22 protein-coding genes and 2 pseudogenes are annotated in these 19,674 nt (G+C 66.2%); 9 read left to right on the top strand and 15 right to left on the bottom strand.

Translation table 11 applies throughout. The annotated features are described in order from the left end of the window. The first annotated feature begins 134 nt into the window (after positions 1-134). The gene (locus ACGLHR_RS23120) at positions 135-368 is read left to right on the top strand and encodes a DUF2164 family protein (protein ID WP_400096520.1); all 234 of its coding nucleotides are present in this window, start codon (positions 135-137) and stop codon (positions 366-368) included. Between the two features lie 105 nt (positions 369-473). Here the strand turns inward: ACGLHR_RS23120 and ACGLHR_RS23115 are convergent, their stop codons facing one another. Next, positions 474-1,919, bottom strand: coding sequence for a heavy metal sensor histidine kinase (locus ACGLHR_RS23115; protein WP_400096519.1), 1,446 nt, complete (start codon positions 1,917-1,919; stop codon positions 474-476). A gap of 25 nt (positions 1,920-1,944) precedes the next feature. Continuing rightward, positions 1,945-2,619: a heavy metal response regulator transcription factor gene (locus ACGLHR_RS23110; RefSeq protein WP_318231020.1), complete on the bottom strand. Its 675-nt coding sequence runs from the start codon at positions 2,617-2,619 to the stop codon at positions 1,945-1,947. Between the two features lie 156 nt (positions 2,620-2,775). Between ACGLHR_RS23110 and ACGLHR_RS23105 the strand changes: the two genes are divergently transcribed. The 6 genes from ACGLHR_RS23105 (at position 2,776) to ACGLHR_RS23080 (ending at position 7,501) form a co-directional block, all read left to right on the top strand. After that, on the top strand, positions 2,776-3,294 hold the full coding sequence (locus tag ACGLHR_RS23105) for a hypothetical protein (protein ID WP_400096518.1): 519 nt from the start codon (positions 2,776-2,778) through the stop codon (positions 3,292-3,294). An 87-nt stretch (positions 3,295-3,381) separates the two neighbouring features. After that, positions 3,382-3,744, top strand: coding sequence for a hypothetical protein (locus tag ACGLHR_RS23100; protein ID WP_400096517.1), 363 nt, complete (start codon positions 3,382-3,384; stop codon positions 3,742-3,744). 9 nt (positions 3,745-3,753) lie between these two features. Continuing rightward, a complete protein-coding gene (locus ACGLHR_RS23095; RefSeq protein ID WP_400096516.1) occupies positions 3,754-5,214 on the top strand; it encodes a TolC family protein in 1,461 nt (486 codons plus the stop codon). Positions 5,215-5,216: 2 nt separating this feature from the next. Then, complete coding sequence (locus tag ACGLHR_RS23090; RefSeq protein ID WP_400096515.1) at positions 5,217-6,518, top strand: multicopper oxidase family protein; 1,302 nt, start codon at positions 5,217-5,219, stop codon at positions 6,516-6,518. Between the two features lie 29 nt (positions 6,519-6,547). Next, entirely contained in the window at positions 6,548-7,048 is a 501-nt protein-coding gene (locus ACGLHR_RS23085) for a plastocyanin/azurin family copper-binding protein (protein ID WP_400096514.1), read from the top strand. A 90-nt stretch (positions 7,049-7,138) separates the two neighbouring features. After that, a complete protein-coding gene (locus ACGLHR_RS23080) occupies positions 7,139-7,501 on the top strand; it encodes a copper-binding protein (protein ID WP_400096513.1) in 363 nt (120 codons plus the stop codon). A gap of 8 nt (positions 7,502-7,509) precedes the next feature. Here the strand turns inward: ACGLHR_RS23080 and ACGLHR_RS23075 are convergent, their stop codons facing one another. The 9 genes and pseudogenes from ACGLHR_RS23075 to ACGLHR_RS23035 all read right to left on the bottom strand — a co-directional run. Continuing rightward, positions 7,510-7,842, bottom strand: coding sequence for an H-NS family nucleoid-associated regulatory protein (locus ACGLHR_RS23075; RefSeq protein WP_318231013.1), 333 nt, complete (start codon positions 7,840-7,842; stop codon positions 7,510-7,512). 239 nt (positions 7,843-8,081) lie between these two features. Then, positions 8,082-8,480, bottom strand: coding sequence for a DUF350 domain-containing protein (locus ACGLHR_RS23070; protein WP_400096512.1), 399 nt, complete (start codon positions 8,478-8,480; stop codon positions 8,082-8,084). A 60-nt stretch (positions 8,481-8,540) separates the two neighbouring features. Then, entirely contained in the window at positions 8,541-8,870 is a 330-nt protein-coding gene (locus ACGLHR_RS23065) for a hypothetical protein (protein ID WP_400096540.1), read from the bottom strand. A gap of 185 nt (positions 8,871-9,055) precedes the next feature. After that, a pseudogene (locus tag ACGLHR_RS23060) lies at positions 9,056-9,145 on the bottom strand (hypothetical protein); the annotation flags it as partial. 95 nt (positions 9,146-9,240) lie between these two features. Next, positions 9,241-10,203 carry a phosphatidate cytidylyltransferase gene (locus tag ACGLHR_RS23055; protein ID WP_400096511.1) on the bottom strand — a complete coding sequence of 321 codons (963 nt, stop codon included), beginning with the start codon at positions 10,201-10,203 and terminating at the stop codon, positions 9,241-9,243. 6 nt (positions 10,204-10,209) lie between these two features. Continuing rightward, a complete protein-coding gene (locus ACGLHR_RS23050) occupies positions 10,210-10,836 on the bottom strand; it encodes a lysophospholipid acyltransferase family protein (protein WP_400096510.1) in 627 nt (208 codons plus the stop codon). A 6-nt stretch (positions 10,837-10,842) separates the two neighbouring features. After that, positions 10,843-11,313: a hypothetical protein gene (locus ACGLHR_RS23045; RefSeq protein WP_400096509.1), complete on the bottom strand. Its 471-nt coding sequence runs from the start codon at positions 11,311-11,313 to the stop codon at positions 10,843-10,845. After that, entirely contained in the window at positions 11,294-12,715 is a 1,422-nt protein-coding gene (locus tag ACGLHR_RS23040; protein ID WP_400096539.1) for a phosphatase PAP2/dual specificity phosphatase family protein, read from the bottom strand. The genes ACGLHR_RS23045 and ACGLHR_RS23040 overlap by 20 nt, the downstream gene beginning before the upstream one ends. A 23-nt stretch (positions 12,716-12,738) precedes the next feature. Further along, positions 12,739-13,113, bottom strand: a pseudogene (locus tag ACGLHR_RS23035) (CDP-alcohol phosphatidyltransferase family protein); the annotation flags it as partial. Between the two features lie 501 nt (positions 13,114-13,614). Here ACGLHR_RS23035 and ACGLHR_RS23030 point away from each other — a divergent pair. After that, the gene (locus ACGLHR_RS23030; RefSeq protein WP_400096508.1) at positions 13,615-13,881 is read left to right on the top strand and encodes a hypothetical protein; all 267 of its coding nucleotides are present in this window, start codon (positions 13,615-13,617) and stop codon (positions 13,879-13,881) included. Positions 13,882-13,904: 23 nt separating this feature from the next. Here ACGLHR_RS23030 and ACGLHR_RS23025 read toward each other — a convergent pair whose 3' ends face one another. Further along, on the bottom strand, positions 13,905-14,747 hold the full coding sequence (locus ACGLHR_RS23025) for a 3-keto-5-aminohexanoate cleavage protein (protein WP_400096507.1): 843 nt from the start codon (positions 14,745-14,747) through the stop codon (positions 13,905-13,907). A 45-nt stretch (positions 14,748-14,792) separates the two neighbouring features. Beyond that, positions 14,793-15,770, bottom strand: coding sequence for a 3-hydroxyacyl-CoA dehydrogenase family protein (locus ACGLHR_RS23020; protein ID WP_400096506.1), 978 nt, complete (start codon positions 15,768-15,770; stop codon positions 14,793-14,795). 196 nt (positions 15,771-15,966) lie between these two features. On the opposite strand from ACGLHR_RS23020, the gene ACGLHR_RS23015 reads away from it, so the two are divergent. Further along, positions 15,967-16,893: a LysR family transcriptional regulator gene (locus tag ACGLHR_RS23015; protein WP_400096538.1), complete on the top strand. Its 927-nt coding sequence runs from the start codon at positions 15,967-15,969 to the stop codon at positions 16,891-16,893. 237 nt (positions 16,894-17,130) lie between these two features. Here ACGLHR_RS23015 and ACGLHR_RS23010 read toward each other — a convergent pair whose 3' ends face one another. Both ACGLHR_RS23010 and ACGLHR_RS23005 read right to left on the bottom strand, forming a co-directional pair. After that, positions 17,131-18,702: a sensor domain-containing diguanylate cyclase gene (locus tag ACGLHR_RS23010; RefSeq protein ID WP_400096537.1), complete on the bottom strand. Its 1,572-nt coding sequence runs from the start codon at positions 18,700-18,702 to the stop codon at positions 17,131-17,133. A 242-nt stretch (positions 18,703-18,944) separates the two neighbouring features. Then, the gene (locus tag ACGLHR_RS23005; protein ID WP_400096536.1) at positions 18,945-19,586 is read right to left on the bottom strand and encodes a GntR family transcriptional regulator; all 642 of its coding nucleotides are present in this window, start codon (positions 19,584-19,586) and stop codon (positions 18,945-18,947) included. Positions 19,587-19,674 lie beyond the last annotated feature (88 nt).

Here is a 19,674-nt window from a genome sequence, read left to right as displayed (position 1 = left end):
AGCGCTTGGTGCGCTGGCTTGAATCGCCCGCACACATCGACCGGGCGCTTGGCTTGACAAGCAGATCATGTAAATCGATCACCGTTCGCGCACGGCTCCGTGAAATTCAAATTCCCTACATTTTAGGAGACACCATGGATAGTGATAAATTTGATTTGATTAAGTTTTCTTCAGAAGTCCGTGACTTGCTGAAAAGTGAGTTAGAAGTTTCGGTTGGGAATATGGAGGTTGTTCCGTTCGGGGAAAAATTGTACAAATTGGTGCGATCCCATGCGTACAATGAAGGTGTGCTAGACGCGCAGCGTTTGCTGGATCGAAAGTTGTCCGATATTTCGGAACAACTTGATTTGTTGTTGCAGCATGAATAGTAGATATTTACTAGATAAAATAAGGGAGGTTTGGATTGACGCCTATCTAAATGGAGAGGTGGACTGGCTCTCATATAATTTTCGTCACCTTGAAAGGGGTGGCTCTTAACCCCTGCCCACCGAGTCTGTCGAGGACCGGGCATGTTGCACCGGAAACATCAGCTCCGCCACCGTTTCGCCGGGCCGGCTGCGCAGGCTCACGCTACCGCCATGCAGCCGCATGATCGTATCGACGATGGCCAGCCCAAGCCCGGTCGAACCCGCCGAATTGCTGCGCGCGGGGTCGCCTCGGTAAAACCGCCCGAACACGTGCGGCAGCGCCTCGGCGGCAATGCCGGCGCCTCCGTTGCCAACCTGGATCCGGGTAGCGGCGGCGTCCGCCACTACCCGGATGTCCACGGCGCTGCCGGCGGGCGCGTGCCGCAAGGCGTTGTCGACGAGGTTGGTCACCGCGCGCCGCAGCAGGGTCTGGTCAGCGCGCACGGTGCCTTGGCCCACCAGTTGCACCTTGATATCGCGGTCAGCCGCCACGGCTTCGTAGTACTCGGCGACCTTGTCCAGCTCCGCGCGCGTGTCAAGCTCACGCACCGTCATCGCTACCTGGGCATGGTCCGCGCGCGCAAGAAACAGCATGTTCTCGATCATGCGGGCCAGCCGTTCATATTCTTCCAGGTTGGATTCCAGCAGGTTCTCGTACTCCTGCACCGGGCGACTATGGCCCAGCGTGACCTGGGTCTGGCCGATCAGGTTGCTGATGGGCGTACGAAAATCGTGTGCAAGATCGGCCGAGAATTCGGAGAGCCGATGGACGCCATCTTCCAGGCGCGCCAGCATGTCGTTCAGCGCGGCGACCAGTGCGCGCAGCTCGGTGGGCGCCTGGCCGGCATCGAGCCGCGTGGCGAGCCGGCTCATGGTGACGGCCGAGGCGTCCTCGGCCATGCGCCTGAGCGGGCGCAGGCCGCGCCTGGCCAGCAGGTAGCCTAGCCCTGCCGCGACCGCCGCGCCGCACAGCGTTGCCCACAGCATCTGCGTCTGGTAGGCCTTCATCAGCGCCACGCGGTACCCGGCGTCACGCAGCACCACGATCTCTACCGCCCGCCCGGAATCGCCCAGCTGCCCCAACGCGGAGATGCCGCGCGAGGCGACGCCGTTGCGCGGATACCAGGTGTGCAGTTGTGATTTGTCGGGCGGCGTGGCTGCGGGCAGCACGGGCAATGCCGGCACCGGCTCATGGCGTGGGTTCAGGGTGACCAGTGGCTCGCCGCCGCTGCCGCGCACCAGCAGGATCAGGCCTTCGTGGCCGAGCGCGAGATCGGCGAAGCGATGCGTGTCGGCGCGGATCTCCGCCTCCGAGCCTACCTCGCGCAGCAGATGGCGCACCAGCAGCACTTCGCTGACCAGCTCGCTCTCGTCGCGATCCTGCAACTGGGCAGCAAGCGCGCTCGCCAGGTAGGTCCCAACGGCCACCAGGATGGCCACGGTGGCGGCGCCATAGGCCAGCGCAAGCCGTGCCGTGAGCGATGCCGGCAGGCGCAATACGGCGCGGATCAAGAGGCTGCCCCCGACATCCGCCGGCTCACAGCACTTCCTCTTCCAGCACGTAACCCATGCCCCGCCGCGTATGGATCAGCTTGGCGGGAAAGGGATCGTCAACCTTGGCGCGCAGCCGGCGGATGGAGACATCGACCACATTGGTATTGCTGTCGAAATTCATGTCCCAGACGTGGGAGGCAATCAGCGAGCGCGACAGCACTTCGCCGCTGCGGCGTGCCAGCAGTTGCAGCAGCGCGAACTCCTTGGAAGTCAGCTCCAGTTTCTGGCCGTCGCGCGTGACGCGGCGCTTGACGGTATCGATCTGCAGGTCTGCCACTTCGATCAGCTCGCTTTCACGCAGCGGGCCGCGCCGCAGGATGGTGCGGATGCGCATGACCAGCTCGGCGAAGGCGAAGGGCTTGACCATATAGTCGTCCGCGCCCAGCTCCAGGCCCTTGAGGCGATCGGAAAGTTCGTCACGCGCGGTGAGGAACAGCACAGGCGTATCGCGCTCGCGCCGCAGTTCCTGGAGCACCTGCCAGCCGTCCATGCCCGGTAGCATGACATCCAGCACGATCAGGTCGTACTCCTGCCCGCGCGCATGGGCGAGGCCGTCCACGCCGTCGCGCGCCAGGTCCACCACGAAACCGGATTCGCTCAGGCCCTTGCGCAGGTAGTCGCCTGCCTTGGGCTCGTCCTCGACAATCAATATGCGCATATTTATTCACTCCGGGCCGTCAACCGGCCCTGCAAGACCCACACGCTATACGAGGAAGCCCCGCCGCGGCTGAAGATGTCAGCAATGTCATGTTGGCGTCACGCTACCGCACCTTTCGATGCAGGTACAATATCGGCTGCTGATTCCCCTGCCCCGATGAAACGCTTCCTTAGCTACTTCCTGTTATGCCTTGCCATGATCGCGCTGCCCGCACAGGGTGTCGCGGCGGCAGTCATGATGGTCTGCAGCGCGGCGCAATCGGTGCAATCGGTGCGGACGCAATCCGTCGTACTGCCGGCCGATTCGCCTGCCATGGAATCGATGATGTTACGTCATGCGGCCATGAAGTCGCAGGCGGAAGCCGCGCTCGGCAGCCATGCCGGCGCGCATTGCCATGACGCGGCGGACCCGGCCCAAGAGAGGGACGGGATGACAGGTACGACTGGCACGACTGACCAGCCCGCCCATCAAGACCATCGGGATCACCACGCCAGCCATGGCGCCGGTGGCCCCTGCAACGCCTGCTCGGCCTGCGCACTCGGGGCCATCATGCCCACGATCCTGCCCGAACTCGCCCTGGCCAGCCACGGCCATGCCGCTCCGGTAGCCTCCCTGGCTGCCTACGCCGACTTCCTCCCCCCCCTCTCCGACCGCCCGCCCGCCGCACGCTGCTGACACCCGAGGTGCGTCCAGCGCACGCTCGCCCGCCGTTCGTTTTGCCCCGCGCGGTCATTCGCGCATCCCACGAACACTGAGGTTGTCATGCATTTCGTCCGCATTCTTGCGGCGGCTTGCCTGGTGCTCGGGCCGACCTTGTCGTCGGCCCAGTCCAGCGCGCCCGCTGCCGATCCGCTCGATCCCCGCGCATCCGTGCCGCCGCTGCCGGCACTGAACGTGCTGGCGGGCTATGTGCCGTTCCAGGCGCAAGCCATCGCCCCGTGGCGCGAGTCCAATGCCCAGGTCACGCCGCCGGCGGGCAAGGACGCACCGGGCGCCAATGCGCCCATGTCCATGTCCATGCCCATGTCCATGCCCATGCCCATGTCCATGCCCATGTCCATGCCCATGCCCGCGCCGACACCTGCGGCCAAGCCCGCCGCTGCCGCTCACGGCCACCACCACTAAGGAGGCCGCATGTCTCACCCATTGCCAATCCGGCCGGGACTGGCCGCGGCGGCCTGTACCCTGCTGCTGGCCGGCTGCGCCGGATTTACCGCCGACGGCGGCTTCGGCACGGCGGCGACCGCGGCGCGCGAGCGCCTCGGCAAGGACGCTATCTGGGTCCGCTCCGACCAGGACCGCGCCGCCGTCCACGAGCGCACCCAGGCCTTGCTGGCGCAGCCGCTCGACGCCGACAGCGCTGTACAGATCGCGCTGCTCAACAACGCCGGCCTGCAGGCGGCCTTTGCCGACCTGGGCATCTCCGAGGCCGAATACGTCCAGGCAACGCGCCTGCCCAACCCGCGATTCTCCTTCAGCCGCACGCGCCAGGGCGACGACCTCAAGATCGACCGCGCCATCACGGTCGGCTTGATGAACCTGCTGGTGCTTCCGCTGGCGGCCCGCATCGAGCAGGACCGCTTCACGCAAACCCGGCTCGCCGTGGCCGACACCTTGCTGCGGCAGGCGCTGGAAACGCGCAAGGCCTTCGTCAATGCTGTCGCCGCGGAACAATCGGCGCGCTATGCCGAGCAGGTCAAGAACGCGGCTGAAACAGGCGCGCTGTTCGCCCGCGACCTGGCGCGCGCCGGTAACGTCAGCGCGCTCGATCACGCGCGCGAGCAAGCCTTCTATGCCGACGCCGCGACCCAGCTGGCCCGTACGCGCCAGCAGGCACTGGCCGCCCGCGAGCAACTCACGCGCCAGCTTGGGCTGTGGGGCACCGGCGCGCAATACCGGCTCCTCGAACGCCTGCCGGACTTGCCGAAGGCGCGCCCGGCCATGGCGGACCTGGAGGGCTATGCCATGGCCAGCCGGCTCGACCTGCAAGCCGGCAGGCTGCAGCTGGACAGCCTGGCGCGCTCGCTTGGCCTGACCCGCGCCACGCGCTTTATCAGCGTGCTGGATGTGAGCTACCTGCACAACTCTGAAACCGGCAAGCCGCGCGAGACCGGCTACGGCATCGATATCGAGATCCCGCTGTTCGACTGGGGTGGTGCCCGCGTGGCGCGGGCCGAGGCGGTCTACATGCAGGCCGCCAGCCGGCTCGCGCAGAGCGCCATCAACGCGCGCTCGGAAGTGCGCGAGACCTACGCCGGCTACCAGGCGCGCTACGACATCGCGCGGCATTACCGCGACGAGGTAGTGCCGCTGCGCAAGCGCATCTCGGATGAAGGCATGCTGCGCTACAACGGCATGCTGGTCAGCGTGTTCGAGCTGCTGGCTGACGCGCGCGAGCAAGTCGGTGCCGTCAACGGCTATCTCGACGCGCTGCGCGAGTACTGGGTGGCCCAAACCGAGCTGCAAGGCGCGCTCGGCGGACGGCTGCCGGACGGCGCCGCATTGCCTCTCCCAGCCGCCCCTTCCACGGCATCTCCCGCGGCCCCTGCCAGCCCGCCATCGCCCGCCTCGCCTGCTTCGCCCAAAGGACAATGACCATGGTTACCCGAAGACAATTCCTGCATGGCTCCGGCGCTACCATGCTCGGCGCGGCGTTGGTGACGCGCGCCGGCGCCGCAGTGCTGCCCGAGGCCGCGCTGCAAGCCAGCCCCGCCACCCAGCCGCCGCTGGCGCCGGCCACAGGCCGCCCCTACAACCCGGTGGTGACCCTCAACGGCTGGACCCTGCCCTGGCGCATGCGCCAAGGCTGGAAGGAGTTCCACCTGGTGGCGGAGCCCGTCGAGCGCGAGTTCGCGCCCGGCATGAAGGCGCACCTGTGGGGCTACAACGGCCAGAGCCCCGGCCCCACCATCGAGTGCGTGGAAGGCGACAAGGTGCGCATCTTCGTCACCAACAAGCTGCCGGAACACACCACCGTGCACTGGCACGGCATCATCCTGCCGGCCGGCATGGATGGTGTCGGCGGCCTGTCGCAGCCGCATATCCCGCCCGGCAAGACCTTCGTCTATGAGTTCGAGATGAAGCACGCCGGCACCTTCATGTACCACCCGCATTCCGACGAGATGGTGCAGATGGCGATGGGCATGATGGGCTTGCTCGTGGTGCATCCGAAGGACCCCGCGCAGATGCGGGTCGATCGCGATTTTGTGTTCCTGATCTCGGCCTACGACATCGACCCCGGCTCCTACACGCCGCGCGTGGCCGAGATGACGGATTTCAATATGTGGACGTGGAACAGCCGCGTGTTCCCGGGCATCGACACGCTGCCGGTGCGCCTGGGCGATCGCGTGCGGATCCGCTTTGGCAACCTGACCATGACCAACCACCCGATCCATCTGCACGGACACCGCTTCGAGGTGAGCGGCACCGATGGCGGCTGGGTGCCCCCGTCCGCGCGTTGGCCGGAGGTGACCACCGACGTGGCGGTGGGACAGATGCGCGCCATCGAATTCATCGCCGACAACCCCGGCGACTGGGCCTTTCACTGCCACAAGTCCCACCACACCATGAACGCCATGGGCCACCAGTTGCCGACCATGATCGGCGTCAAGCAAAAGGACCTGGCCAAGCGGATGAACGCGCTGGTGCCGGAGTACATGGCGATGGGCGAGGCCGGCATGGCGGATATGGGCGGCATGGAGATGCCGTTGCCGGACAACACCTTGCCGATGATGACCGGACGAGGGCCATTCGGGCCGATCGAGATGGGTGGCATGTTCACGGTGCTCAAGGTGCGCGCCGGCCTTGGCCGCAACGACTACCGCGACCCGGGCTGGTATCGCCATCCCAAGGGCACTGTTGCCTTCGAATATGCCGGCACGCCCGGCGCCAGCCAATGACCACGTCAGCCAGAGAAAGGAAAGACAACATGCGAAACAGGAAATCCCGTGCCGCTACCGCCTTGGTGGCGGCGGCCAGTGCCGTTGCCCTCGCCCTGCCGTGCGCCAGCGCCGTCGCCGCCGGCAGCCACGGCGGCCCTCATGCCGGCGAGGCCGCCAGCGCTATTGGCGAGCCGGGCGACGCCGCCAGCGTGAGCCGCACCATCCAGGTCGACATGACCGACAACATGCGCTTCAGCCCGGCCGACATCAAGGTCAAGGCCGACGAGACCATCCGCTTCGTGGTGCGCAACGCTGGAAAACTACGGCATGAGATGGTGCTTGGCACCGAGGCCGACCTGAAGGCGCACTACGCCGAAATGCTGAAGATGCCTGAGATGGAACACGCCGACCCGAACGCCGTCACGCTCGAAGCCAGCCAGCGCGGCGAAATGGTGTGGCGCTTTACGCGCAGTGGCCGGGTTGATTTTGCCTGCCTGCAGCCCGGCCACTATGACGCCGGCATGCGCGGCAAGGTCAGCGTGCGCTAAGCGTTTTTAGCGTCCAGGCGACAAAACACCCTGTATTCAACACCAACCAACCAACCAACCAACCAACCAACCAACCAGGAAGGAATGCAAATGAACACCAGCAAGAACCTGCTCGCGCTGCTGCCGCTTCTGGCGGCCTTCGCAACCCTGCCGGCCGGGGCCGCCCCCGATACCAGCGACGCCTCCTCCGCCCCGGCCAGCGCGGCACAAGCCGAGGCTGTACCACTGACCAATGGGGAGATCCGCAAGGTAGATGTCGCGGCCGGCAAACTGACCATCAAGCATGGCCCTATCGCCAACCTGGGCATGGATGCCATGACCATGATCTTCCGCGTGCAAGACCCGGCCCTGCTGGGGCAGGCCAAGGAAGGCGACCGGGTGAAGTTCAGCGTGATCCGAGCCAACGGCGCGCTGACGGTGACCACGCTGGTGGTACAGCCACCGGCGCAGTAAGGGGATTCTTATCCGACCCGGAAGAAATCGACCGTTTGCCCCGCGTTGACAGCCCGCTGCAGCCACTCCGGCCGCTCGCCGGTACCGTCCCAGCTCTGGCCCATGGCGTTACGGTAAAGCACCCGGGCTGGCTTTTCCGCCTCGGCGGCCACTGCCGGCGCGGCAACCGGGGGCGTAACGGCCAACGTGGCGCTCGGCACCACCTGAGCCGGCGCCGGCGGAGCCGGGGGTGCAGCAAAACAGCCCGCCTCAAGTAAATCGTCGAGCGTGAGGCCGTGGCGGTCCATCTGCTCACGGACCCACGTCGCCGCGGCTAGTTTGGCTTCATCAGACTCTGACATGACTTTCGTAATTGACTTTGCCGGCGGACGGATGGCCGGTAAAGCGGAGGAAGGGGGGGTAATCCAGCGGGTCAAGCCGCCTGTAATGCACGATTTTACAGGGTCTTGCGCCTTTGCTGGCGCAGACATTTCCTAAGCGTTAATGCCAGTTGCCGCGCGGCCCTTGGCACCTTCGCACATCCCGCGAGGTGCATATTCCGTCTCTCGGCGCCCTCCCTCACGCCAAACCAGCGGCGATGCTATGCCAGGCAGGCGGCATTGACGATGCCCGCCGCCAGCGATACCACCCCCATCAGCGCACCCATGCCGCGATTGTCCGCGGTGATTTCCTCGCTGACGCCGCGCAGCGCCCGCGCCACGATCACATAGGCCAGCACCTGCACCACGAACGCGCCAAAGCCCCACAGCACGAACATCGAGAAGGCGGCATTGTGCTGGATGCTGGCCGAGAGCGTCAGCGAAAACCCCAGCACCGCGCCGCCCAGCGACAAGGCCGCCGCCACGTTGCCCTGGCGGATCAGATCGAACTCGCGGTGCGGCGTGATCCGCGTGTACACCAGCAGAAACAGCCCCAGCATGGCGAAGCTGGCGAGAATGTAGATCAGGTAGGCGTAGACCGGCTGTAGGGGAAAGGTCATGTGGGTTCCTGGTTGGGTTGGACCGGATGTGAAGCGAATCTGAAAAAATGCGATGCAGCCTTAGCCGCCGCCGGAGCGGCCAGACCCGCCAAAGCGGCTGGCAAAGCCGCCGCGCGAGGACACGGCCGGCGCCCGGCTGACGGCGGCCGAGCGCATCGACATGCCGCCGCTCGCGCCGCGCCCGAGGCTGCTGCGGCTCAGCGTGGCCTCCTCGACCATGGTCGCATGCGGCGTGCCCGGCGCCTGGCTGACGCGGGCCAGGTTGCCGTTGCTGTCATAGACACCCATGGGACGGGCGACGCCGCTCGACATGTCGCGCCGGGTCTGCGTGCCGTCTGGGTGGTAGACGGTGCCGGACTCGGTGTAATACGGCCCGTACCAGCGTGCCATGCCGCCGTGATACCCGCCGTGATACCCGCCGTAGTAGCCACCGCCATGGCCACCGCTGCTCGTGCTGGCGCTGCTGCCATCGTTGCCGGTGCCACGGTGGCATGCAGCGGCATGGCGCCGTACTGCCGGGCCAGCGCCAGGCGGTGGGCGTCCATGACCCGGTCCACAACCGTGACCGCCGCTTCCGGATGCGCCTGCGCCAGCAAGGGCAGGATGGCCTGGCCGATACAGCCAAAGCCGACAATGACGATATGCTCGATGCGCTTGCTAGACATGATGACAACGTGCAGGACCCAACACGCGGTTTGGGCCGGCAAAATTCAGGGAGAAATAAAAAGCCAAGGCGATGGGATCAGCGAGGGCGGCGCCCTCAGGGCACCCACCAGTACCGCGTGATATGGAAGAAGATCGGCGCGGCGAACACCACCGAATCCAGCCGGTCCAGCATGCCGCCATGGCCCTGGATCATCTGGCCCCAGTCCTTGATGTTGCGATCGCGCTTGATGGCCGACATCACCAGCCCGCCCAGGAAGCCCATCAAGGCAATCACCAGCGCGATCAGCCCCGCCTTCCAGGGCGAGCCATAGGGCGTGATCCACCACAGCGAGGCGCCCAGCGCGGTGGCGCTGGCCACGCCGCCGACAAAGCCTCCCACGGTCTTGGACGGCGACAGCAGCGGCGCGATCCTGGTCTTGCCGAGCAGCTTGCCCCACACGTACTGCAGCACGTCGCTGCCCTGCACCACGATCACCAGGAATGCGATCAGCAGCAGGTTGCGATCCTCGAAGCCGGGAATCGGCAAGGTCAGCAAGGCCGGCACATGCGACACGCAGAACACGCAGATCATCACGGCCCACTGCACCCCCGCGCAACGCTCCAGGAAGCGCGTGGTTTCCGCCGACAGCGCGGAGAGGATGGGCAGGATCAGGAAAGCGTAGACCGGGATAAAGATGGAAAACAGCCCATACCAGCCGGTGTACACCAGCACGTATTGCAGCGGCAGAAAGACGAAGAAGGCGGCGACGATGGCACGGTGGTCGCCCCGCCGCGTGGTGGTGATGGTGATGAACTCACGCAAGGCGTAGAACGACAACAGGTAGAACAGCACGATGATGGCGGTCCGCCCCATCGCGAACGCCACCCCTAGCACGCCGATCATCCACCACCACGCCGATACGCGCGCGGCAAGGTTGTCGATGACCGCGTGCGGGCCACCCCGGGCCACGCGCCAGCGCAGCAGCGCGGTCACCGTGGAAGCCAGCACGAGTACGCCCAGCACGCCGCCGAACAGCAGCCAGGTCTCATGCATCATGGTCAGGTGAGGAAAGGTCATAGGTTCTTAGTCCAGCGCGGGCGCCAGCGACAACAGGCCTTCGCGGCAGCGCGCCAGGAAGTCATCCTTGGCTTCTTCCGCGCCAAGGGTCAGCGGCTTGCCGAAAGTCACGGTGCACAGCAGGGGCACCGGCACGAACTCGCCCTTGGGCATCACGCGGTTGAGATTGTCGATCCACACCGGCACGAACTCGATGTCTGCGCAAACCTTCGCAAGGTGGTAGATGCCGCTCTTGAAGGGCAAGAGCCGTTCGTCGGTGGTGTTACGCGTGCCTTCGGGAAACAGGATCAGCGAGTCGCCCTTGCGCACCACCTGCTGCATCAGGGCCACAGGATCGCTGCCCGGCTCGCTGCGGGTGCGATCGATCAGCAGGGCGTTGAACACATCCCTGCCGATAAAGCGCCGCAGCGGCGACTTGTTCCAGTAATCCGCGCCGGCCACCGGCCGCGTGAGCAAGCGCAAGTCCGGCGGCAGGCAGCCCCAGATCAGCACGAAATCGCCGTGGCTGCTGTGGTTGGCAAAATAGATACGCTGCACTGCGGCGGGCAGGCAGCCGTTCCAGTGCGCCTGCATGCCGGTCAGCAAGCGTGCGAACAGGATGATGGCGCGCGCCACCAGTTTGGAAAGCCACATCGTGTGTTATCTCAGCAGCAGTAGCAGCAAGGCCACCAGTAATTGCAGGGCGGCGAGTCCCGCGGCCCAGTGGAGAAAGCGCAAAGCGCCGCGAGCGCGCTGCACCAAGGATCGCCCGCCGCCCTCGGGCCCCGCCCAGCCGAGCTGCACCAGCGCCTGGTCCAGCGAGGCCAGCGTCGAGACCGGGTCGGCGATGCGCAGGGCCTCGGCAAGCGCCGCGAACAAGCGGCGGTCGATTGCCGCGCGGATCAGCAGCCACAGCTGGACCGCGCCGAGCAGCGCCGCTACGATGCCGAGCACCAGATAGACCTGCCCCGCCGGCGACAGGGTACCGGCCAGCAGCAGGTTGATCAGTGCCAGCACCAGCCCGGCCCAGAGCACACGGCCCGCGCCATCGAGGCCCCCCGCCGCGGCCTGCGCCACCCAGTGCCCGGCGGCAGCGTCAAGGTGGTAGTCGTCATGCATCGGAACCGACATGGCCTGCTCCCCCTGGAAACTGTGCGGCCGCCTGCCGGCGGCGGATGAAGTGCGACAGCGCAGCCACGCTGTCCGGGCCCAGCACCACGGCCGGACGCCCCTTGCGCAGCAAGGCCAGCGCTTGCCCGGCGTCGTGCGCGCCGGCGTGGCCGGCGAGCCATGCGGCGGCCACCAGCGCGCTGCGCGAATAGCCAAGCGCGCAGCATACAAGCACATTGCGACCATCGCGGTGCCAGGCTTCAAGCACGGCCACGGCTTCGTCCAGTTGCGCCTGCGCGGGCACGGTCAGGTCCAGCACCGGCACGCATCGATACAAGGTAGCATCCGCCAGCCGCGGCAGCTCGGCGGTCAGGTCGAGCACGGCATCCGCCCCTAGGCGGCGTAGCTCGGTACCGCCCGGGAAACGGCCGACCCAGAGGCCGGGCACGATCTGGCTGGCGCCGGGCTGGCGGCGCGTCCACCAGCGTGAGTTAGCCAACGCGCCCAGCAGGTAAGGCGCCAGCACCCAGCGCGCCGCCATCGGCATGGTGCCGTCGTGCCGCTTCTGGAACAAGGCCGGAATGCCCCGCCGGTAGATCGCCGCGACGCAAGCCAGCGACAGGGCCAGCCAGCCTAGCAGCAACGCTGCGAGGGCCGAGGTAGACGACAGCGCCAGTGCCGCCGCCCCGCCGGCCAGTGCACCCATGGCGTAACGCCTGGCAAGCTGCCGCGTGCGCGCGCTGGCAGCGGGCTCTGCAGTGCCCTGCCCCTGCCCGAAGGGAAACAGGAAGACGCAGAACCAGCCCAGCAGCCAGCCCGTGGGCACGTCGATGACATGGTGCTGGTAAGTGGTCAGCACTGACACCCCGATCAGCGCGAACCAGCCGTGCAGCAGCCAGCGCCAGCCGCCGCGCGCGTGCATGGCGTAGGCCACCCACAGGATCACCAGCAGGCTGATGTGCAGCGATGGCGCCTGGTTGAACGGCTTGTCAAAGCCGCCCAGCAGCGTGAAGAGGTGGCCGGGCACGCCGCCGGCCTGCGGGCGATCGAAGGCAAAACGCAGCGGAAAGGCAATAAAGCAGGCAACCGAGATCAGCTGCGCCGCCAGCAAGCGCTTGGCATGGACGAGCAGATCGGCACGCCTGCGCCAGAGGAAAAAGGACAGGCCGTAGAGCAGGTCGATCGACCAGTACGGCACGATGCTCCAGGGCACAAAGGGAATGTGCCGCTCCCATTCAAAGTAGAAGAACGGGACGTCGGGACGCTGGCTCGCCAGCCAGTTGGCCAGCCCATAGGACGAGAAAAACAAGGCGCCCATGCCGGCCAGCAGGACCAGGGCAAGGCCCCAGGGGCGAGCCCCGCCAGCGCCCGGCTCCCCCGCGGCGATGTCCGCGGCCCCGCCTTCGGCCTGCTGGCGCAGCATCATGCGACCCTGCGCGCCAGGCTGACCGTGAGCAGCGCGAACACCATGATTTCGCCGGCACCAAACGGCGCAACCAGGGCAAACGGCAGGATCAGCGCAATATCGGAGACGATGTCCCCAAGTTCATTGAGATAGGCGCCAAGCACGCTCTGCTGGCCGTGCTCGCGCGCCAGCATGCCGTCGATGGCGTTCAGCGCCATGCGCACGAACAGCCAGATCGGCATCAGTAGGAAGACGCCGGGCAGCCAGGCCAGCGCGGCCACCAGGGCACCCACCACCAATGACCCGCCCGCCGCAGCCAGCGTGACCTGGTTGGCGGTGACGCCGCGCGCGGCGAGGCGCGTCACCAACGGCCGCAGAAGGGCCTGGAACTTCGGTTTGATCTGGTAAAGCGTCATGTTTCTCGACCTTTTCAGGCCTTATGTGATTGCCGGCCATGGTGTCCGCGCCCGCGCCCGCGCCCGCGGCCACCGGCCATGCCGGCCCCCTTGCCCAGCCCCCGCAGCCGCCTTTGACGACCAGATGGTGTGCCGCGTGCCCGACAATCGGGCAAGCATAGCTTGATTGCGCGTTTCCGCCAATCATTAAGAATTTATGAGATTTTTGGCACATTTCGACACGATTTGGGCGTGCCTGAGCCACGTTACGCGCCAGGATTTGCGAGGTAACGCCTGTTGGCAAAAGTTGGGGCGCTGCGGCAAGAAATTGCGCGAACTTGGAAGGAATTGGAGGTTGCGGAAAAACGCAGGGGCGGTGGACAAGGAATGCCGTCCGGGCAAGGCGTGCTGCATGACAGCATTGTCATGTGCCGGTCATGTTGTCGTCGGTGCCTGTTTCTTAGACTGCCAGCACGGTCGATCGAAAGAGATCGCCCACCCCTCGAATCCTCGGAGAAAACGATGCGTACTCTCAAGCAAGCCCTGCTCGCCGCCGCCCTGGCCGCCACCCTTGGCGGTGTCGCCAGCCTCGCCAGCGCCGCCCCGCGCAGCGTGGACCCGTATCTTGATGGCGCGGCCACCAGCCAGGCGCGGGACATCTACACGCAGGGCGCCAGCAAGCTCGGCCCGCGCGACCCGTTCACCGACGGCGCGCGCGCCGGCGCGCGGGATCCGTTCACCGACGGCGCTCGCAACGGCACCCGCGACGCCTTCAGCGACGGCGCATGAGCACCGGCGCTGATCGCCGCCGATCAGCGAATCTCGCTGTAGATCTGCCTGGCCTCGTCGGCCGAAGCTAGCGGGCGCCCAAGCGTGCGCGCGCCTTCGGCCGCCTGCCCAACGAGGGCCGCGTTGCCTGGCGCGGTGCTGCCGTCGCGCAGCTTCAGGTTGTTCTCGAAGCCCACCCGCACATGCCCGCCGAACGCGGCGGCGGTGGTCACGCAGGCATTCTCCTCGCGCCCGAAGGCGCAGATCGCCCACGGCAGCGTGCCGTCATAGACCTGCAGGAACGGCAGCAGGTCGCGCGGCGACGATACCTGTCCCGCCGAATACCGGCCCAGCACAAACAGCACCGACCACGCGCCCGGCGGCACCAGCCCGCGCGCGCGCAGCGCTTGCCAGCGCGCCACGTCGGCCGCGTCGTACAAGATGACCTGGGTCATCACCCGCTCGCGCGCCAGCCAGGCCAGGAAACCGGCCAGCTCGGCCTCGGGGATGTCCGGCACGGCGATCTCGCGCAGCCCGATGGAGACTGCCTCGGGCCGCAGTTCGCGCACCATCGCGATCTGCTCGGCCGCGCGGTAGATGCCGGCGGCTTCGCTGGTCACCTGCACCAGCAGGGCATCGCCCACTTCCTGCTTCACCACGGCAAGCGCTTCGCGATAAATCTGCGGATCCAGGGAATGGCGGCCGTCGGGCTGGCGCACATGCATGTGCATCATGGCCGCGCCGGCTTCCAGGCATGCCCGCGCGTCTGCCGCCAGGGCCGCCGCGGTCAGCGGCACGGCCTGGTGGTCCTTGGCGGTCTTGTAGGCACCATTGGGCGCGACGGTAATGATCAGCGGCGAATTCGCCAACAAGGTGTGTTCACTCATATTGCGCTCTTGGTGTTCCTGGTGCTCTTGGCGACCTTGTGGGGTTCAGGGTTCGATCTTGGGCAGTTCCGGCGCGATCAGGTCGAGCCCCGCGCGCAGCAAGCGATCATAGCGCTCGCGTTCCGCGGCGATGGTCTCTGGCGTCCAGCGATAGAAGCCTTCGCCGCTCTTCATGCCGTGGCGGCCGTCCGCCGCGCGCTCGGTCAGGCAGCGGGCCGGTTCGGCCGCGTTGTTGAAAGTGGGATACATGGTAGCCCCGGCCGCCGCGTGCACATCGATGCCGGCGTGGTCGCGCTGCATGACCGGCCCGGCCGCCAGGAAGCGAAAGCCGAAGCCAAAGCGCACCGCCGCATCCACATCCTCGGGCGAGGCGATGCCGCGGTCGATCAGGTCGAAGGCTTCGCGCGACAGGGCGTGCTGCAGGCGGTTGGCGAGGAACCCCGGCAGGTCCTTCTTCACCTTGACCGGCACCATGCCGCAACGGCGCATGAAGCCGATCAAGACGTCGGCAGCGGCCTCGGCGCTGCCCTCGCCCAGCACCACCTCCACCAGCGGCACCAGGTGCGCCGGCATGAAGAAATGCAGGCCGAGCATGCGCTCTCGGGTGGGCAAGCCCTCGCCGATGGCGCTGATCGGGAAACTCGAGCTATTGCTGGCGAGAATGGCATCCGGGCGCGCACGCACCGCCAGGTCGGCGAACAGCGCGCGCTTGATATCGAGCCGCTCGGGGATGCACTCGATCACCAGGTCGACCGTGCCCCAGTCGATCGCGTCGAGCCCTGCGGCTACCGTCAATCCCGCCAGGCCGGCCTCGGCAGCCGTGCAGATGGCCGCGAGATTGGCGGCGACCCTTGCCGCCACCGCGCCAGCGCGCTGCGCGTCAGGCTCGACCACGGTAGTGCGGCAGTGCGCGCGCGTGAGCACCACGGCCACGTCTGCGCCCATGGTGCCGCCACCTACCACCACGGCGTGTGCGGTGCCGGGAGCGGCTAGCGAAAAGTGGGCGGCGTCGGGCATGGGCATCCTTTGTACTGTCTGGCGTTGTCGTTGGGCGACTGAACCCGCCATTGCCGCAAAATATGGCTAAAACGGCGCTTTTCCTGTATCACGGCCCGGGTTCAGCAGAATTGACCATGAGTGTAGACAAGCCGCTTTGATTGATGAATCAGATTTTCTGGATAGAATGATCGACTATCAAGATCAATCTGCCATCCATGCCGTGAAGATCAACCTGTCGATGCGCGATGTCGAGACCACCCTGGTGCTCGGCCGGACCCTGAACTTCCGGCAGGCGGCGGGACAGTTGCACCTGTCGCAATCGGCGCTGTCCACCCAGATCCTGCGCATCGAGGAGTCCCTGGGCGTGCGGCTGTTCGACCGTACCACCCGCACCGTGCGGCTGACCGCGGCGGGCGAGGTCTTCATGCAGCAGGCAGCGATCCTGCAGGCCGCTTTCCGGGACGCCATCGACGCGGTGAGCGGCATTGCCAGCGCCGAGCGCGGCCACGTTGCGGTGGCCGCCCTGCCCTCGCTGGCCGCCCGCCTGCTGCCGCGCGTGCTGATGGCCTACCGGCGGGAGCATCCCAAGGTTACGCTCAAGGTCTTCGATACGCTCTCCGGCCCGGCCTTTGACCTGGTGCGCGCGGGCGAGGTCGACTTCGCGCTGACCGCGGCCGACCCGCAACAGGCGGACCTGCACTACGACCCCATGATGTCCGACCGCTTCGTGCTGCTGATTCCCAGCGAGCACCCGCTGGCCCACGGCAAGGGGCCGGTGCGCTGGGCCGATACGGTTGACGCCGCGCATGTTTCCATGACGCACCCCAGCAGCGTGCGCCAGCACGCCGAATGGGCCTTCCTGCAGAACCGCATCCGTTTCCAGCCGGTGTTCGAAGCCGAGCACCTGGCCACCATCGCGGCCATGGTCGAATGCGGCTTCGGCGTGGCCGCGCTGCCGGAGATCGCGGCCGGCACGGTGCGCCAGGCCGGCATCGTCGAGCGCTTGCTCACCGCGCCCGTGACGGAGCGCTCGATCGGTCTGGTGACGGCGCGCAACCGCAGCCTGTCGCCCGCGGCGGCGGCGCTGGTCGGCGTGCTGCGCGCCCACCTGGCCCAAACCGGCGGCGGCGTGGCCGAACCGGCATGAGCGAGCCGGGACGGGATCGCGCGAAGCGGTAAGCAAAACGCACAAGGCTTGAAAGCGCGCGCGATATCGCGGCATGTTCGGAGCCGACAGCGCCTGGCCGGACTGGCCTTGGCCGAGGGCGCGCTGACGCTGGCGCTGCCCTATCCGCTCTATCTGCTCGCCGACCAGTTGCTCGGCGTGTCCGGCGTGGTGGCCGTGGTAAGGGCCGCCCAGCGCCAGGCGGCGCTACCGGCACGATCAGGGGGAATCCGCCAGGGCAGCCGGCTCCGGCTGGTACCGGACTGTGTGGTTGCGCCCGTGGCGCTTGGCCTGATAGAGCGCGATATCCGACTTTTTCAGCACATCGCCGACCTCTTCCGCCGACGCAGGAAAATGCGCGACGCCAAGCGAAATCGTCACCATGCCACCGGTGGGGTTGGGCGCCTTTTCCACGGCCTCGCGCAAGCGCTCAGCAATCAGGAACGCATTCTCCACGGTCGTGCCAGGCAGCAAGATGACGAACTCCTCCCCGCCGCTGCGGCATGTCACATCGCCGCCCCGGGAACCGGCCCGCATCAGGCCAGCGATGTGCTTGAGCACCTCATCACCGACATGGTGCCCGTAACGGTCATTGATCGACTTGAAGTGGTCCACGTCGAGCGTGATGACGGCAAAGGACTGCCCGCTGAGTTCGTACAGGCTGAGTGCGTTGCCCAGCCCGCGGCGATTGCGCAAGCCCGTCAGCGCATCGGTGATGGTTTCATGGTTGAGCCGGTCCAGCTTGCTGCTGGTCAGGCTCATGCCCCGCAGCAGTGCTTTCTTCAGGCGATCGGCTTCGACATACCTGGCCTGGATCCGCTCGATCCTCTCCATCCCATCGGGCGTGGTCCCCATCCTCGCGTGATCGGCCAACTGTCCCAGCGGCCGCGAGATCCAGCGGGAAAACCACAAGATAAGGACCAGCGACAGGAGCAGGAATGGCATGCTGTTGCCGAACGTCACCAACACCAGGTCACTCAGATCGGCCAGCGTGGCTTGCGTGGATCTCTGCGCCACGATGCCCCACCCGGTGGACGCGACCGGCGCATAGCCGGCAAGCATCTCGACACCATATTGGTTCAGTATCTGCTGGGCGCCCGCCGTGCCGCTGGTTACCGCCAGTACGACTGCATTCTTGAAGATCGACTTGCCAACATGGGAGTCGTCCGGATGAAAAATCACCGTGCCTTTGCGGTCGACCACATATACGTAAGAGCTATCCCGATAATAATGGCTATCGAGAATCTTATGCAGCAGGTTCTTGGCATTCAGATAAATCGTGCCCCCGACATAGCCGAGCAGCTTGCCCGCGGAATTAATAATGGGGTGGGAAATAAAGATAATCAACCGCCCGCTGGCCGAAGTGAAAGGCTCGCTGATTGCCGGGGTGCGGGTAGCCAGGAGCTTATGCCCCCAATCGGTCTTTACGCTCGATCCGGCCCGGCGCAGGGCCGCTGGCGACACCGCAAGCACCATGCCGTCCTCGCGGACGATGGCAACCGAGTTCAGGCTCTTGGTCTGCAAGCGCAGGCGCTCCGCCTCCTCGCTCACGCGGGCCGGATTATCCATGCCCCTGGCGAGCACGCTGGCGCTATACGCCAGTTGCTGCATGGTGCTGTCGAGATGGGTTTCCGTGGACTCCGCCAGTTTTGCCGCATAAACGCGATTGGCTTCCAGCGTATTGCGGATCAGCAGGTCACGCTGCACGCGGTAACTGGAGTACAGCGTATTGGCCATGGTCAGCAGGACCGACCCCAGGGCCAGGAGCAAGATCAAACGGCCAAGCCCCATTTTGGGCGAGCGCTCCGGAAGCGGCTTACACGGTTGCGCTGACATCTCTTTTGCAGACCGACAATCTTCAGAAGGTGCCGATTTTAGCACGGCCCGCCGGCTAATATTCCTGCTGCAACGCGCAAATGCGGGCTCGCGAGGTTAAAGATCCGAACAAGAATTTCAAGTTTCCCCTCGAGCGGCGTATTGATTCATTTCAATATTTCTATTAACCGCGCCCATGAGACAAATAATGTAATGTACTAAGCGGGCCCTCCGGCACGCTCCCGCTCCGCCGCCAGGTAAGCATCGCGCGAAGGCAGCAGATGGCTACGGCATAGCGCGACAAGATCCTCGCGCCGGCCCGCGCGCAAGGCCTCGATCATGGCCCAGTGTTCCTGCCTGGCACGCTCGCGATAGCCCGCTGCAGCCAGCGAGCCAAAGCGGATCGGATGGGCGCGGCGGGCGTATTCCTCGATGGCCTGCCGCAGCACCGTGTTGTCGACCAGGGCGAACAACTCCCGGTGAAAGCGCTGGTTGATGCGAAACACGGCACGCGCATCACCCGCCGCCACCGCAACGTCGTGCTCCTGCTGCACGGCCACCAGCGCCTGCAACCGCGCAGCCGGTACCGGCAGCGCAATCAGGCTGGCGGCGTGCGTTTCCAGCACTTCGCGCAGTGCGTACAGCTCCATGACCTCGCGCGCCGGAAAGGCGCGCACCACCGCGCCAACGTTGCGCTTGCGTTCGACCAGGCCCATGCCTTCGAGCGTGGCCAAGAGTTGGCGCACCACATGGCGCTTCAGGTTGAAGCGCGCCATCAGGTCGTCTTCGACCAGCCGCTCGCGCGGACTCAGCAAGCCAAAGACGATGTCTTCCTCAAGGATCGCGGCGGCGGCCAGCATGGCATGCGCGCTACCGCCGGAGGCATCGCCCTGAATGCCATGCGCCGCTTGTGTGTGCGTACCGGCACGGGTTGGTCGATCCATGGCA

It is taken from the genome of Cupriavidus sp. CuC1, from assembly GCF_044627735.1.
Lineage (GTDB): Bacteria > Pseudomonadota > Gammaproteobacteria > Burkholderiales > Burkholderiaceae > Cupriavidus > Cupriavidus ulmosensis.
Note: the sequence above shows the minus strand (reverse complement) of the source record. Positions and strands in the feature narration are given on the sequence as shown.